Origin of the sequence: Pseudonocardia sp. KRD291 (genome assembly GCF_019263595.1) — a bacterium.
GTDB lineage: Bacteria > Actinomycetota > Actinomycetes > Mycobacteriales > Pseudonocardiaceae > Pseudonocardia.
The window spans coordinates 1-1,790 of the sequence record NZ_JADQDD010000507.1; the positions used below are offsets into that span (position 1 = coordinate 1).

Annotated in this window: 2 protein-coding genes; both read left to right on the forward strand. The window is 72.2% G+C overall.

Annotated elements, in window-relative coordinates; all coding sequences use genetic code 11:
* The coding region (locus I4I78_RS32250) for a transglycosylase family protein (protein WP_218615291.1) at positions 1–503 on the forward strand (503 nt) is incomplete at its 5' end.
* Positions 504–643: 140 nt separating this feature from the next.
* A partial coding sequence (locus I4I78_RS32255; RefSeq protein ID WP_218615292.1) for a serine/threonine-protein kinase occupies positions 644–1,790 on the forward strand: 1,147 nt, incomplete at its 3' end.

The window sequence follows — 1,790 nt, forward strand, 5'->3', positions numbered from 1 at the left end:
AGCCCCCCGACGAGGGGACGTCCGGGGGCGAGAAGTCCGACACGGGCCCCGGAAGCTCCGGCAGTTCCGGCTCCGGGAAGGACGACGAGAAGGCGGAGGACTCGGAGCAGGAGAAGAAAACCGGGGCCGAGGAAGCCGAGAAGCCTCCGAAGGCGGAGGCCCCGAAGAAGGCACCCGAGGCGGAGACGCCGAAGGAGGCCCCGAAGGAGGCCCCGGAGAAGACGCCGGAGAAGGCACCGAATGCGAGCGCCGATCCCTCGTGGGACAAGCTCGCACAGTGCGAGTCGACCGGGAACTGGGGGATCAACTCCGGCAACGGGTACTACGGCGGGCTGCAGTTCGACAAGGGCACCTGGAGCGACTTCGGCGGGACCGAGTACGCACCCCGCGCCGACCAGGCCACGAAGGAACAGCAGATCGAGGTCGCGACCAAGGTCAGGGACGCCCGGGGCGGGTACAGTTCGTGGCCCGCGTGCTCCTCCAAGCTGGGACTGCCGAAATGACCCTGACCACACCCGCACGGCCTACTCGGCAGTAGTGCGGCCGGGGCACGGTTGACCGAGATGGATGTCACTCGAACGGGTGAGACCTGCGGGTGCCCTGCTGGCATGAGCCGTATCGACGTTGCCTACCCTTGGACCTCATGAGCTCGCCCACCCCCGAGACCGCCCGGATCGGGAACCGCTACCGGCTCGACGAGCGGATCGGTGCCGGGGCGATGGGCGCTGTCTGGCGGGGCACCGACGAGCTCCTGAACCGGACCGTCGCGGTGAAGGAGCTGCTCGCGGCCGCGCTGCCCTCGGCCGACCAGCTCGAGGAGTCGCGGCAGCGGATCCTGCGTGAGGGCCGGATCGGTGCCCGGCTGCAGCACGCGCACGTGATCAGCATGTTCGACGTCGTGGTGCACGACGAGCGGCCCTGGCTGGTGATGGAGTACCTGCCGTCGCGCTCGATGGCCGCTGTTCTGGCCGAGAAGGGCCCGATGAGCCCGCGCGAGGCGGCCGCGATCGGCCGTCAGGTCGCCGACGGGCTCTCCGCCGCGCACGCGGCGGGAGTGGTGCACCGGGACGTGAAGCCGGGCAACGTCCTGCTCGCCGAGGACGGCCGGGCCAAGATCACCGACTTCGGCGTGTCCCGCGCCGTCGACGACGTCCAGCTCACCCGCACCGGCGTGATCGCCGGGACGCCGGCGTTCCTCTCGCCCGAGGTGGCCCGCGGCCAGGAGCCGACGGCCGCCTCCGACGTGTTCGCCCTGGGCGCGACGCTCTACGCCGCGGTCGAGGGCGAGCCGCCGTTCGGTCTCGACGACAACGCCTACGCGCTGCTGCACAAGGTCGCCACCGGCGCGATCCGACCGCCCACCGAGGCCGGGTCGATGACCGCGCTGCTGATGCGACTGCTGTCCAACGACCCGACCGACCGGCCCAGCGCGTCACAGGCCCGGGACTCGCTGGCGCGGATCGCGGCCGGCCAGTCCGTCGCGGGCCTGGCCACGCCGTCCGGCGACACCCAGATGCTCGAGTCCGAGCAGGGCGCGCCGGACGTCGAGCCCGCCGCCGAGCAGAACCCCGGCACGCTGACCGACGCACCCGTCCCGGCACCGATGGTGATCCCCGGCGGCGGGAGCAACGGCGGGCGCAACGGGGGCAACCGCAACGGCCGTGCCCGCGGCGGGTTCCGCAAACGCCTCCCGGTGATCATCGGCGTGGTGGTCGCCCTGCTGGTGGTCGGTGGCGGTGTCGCGATCGGCGTGGTCCGGGCCAACTCGGCGAGCACCGAGGCGCCCACGG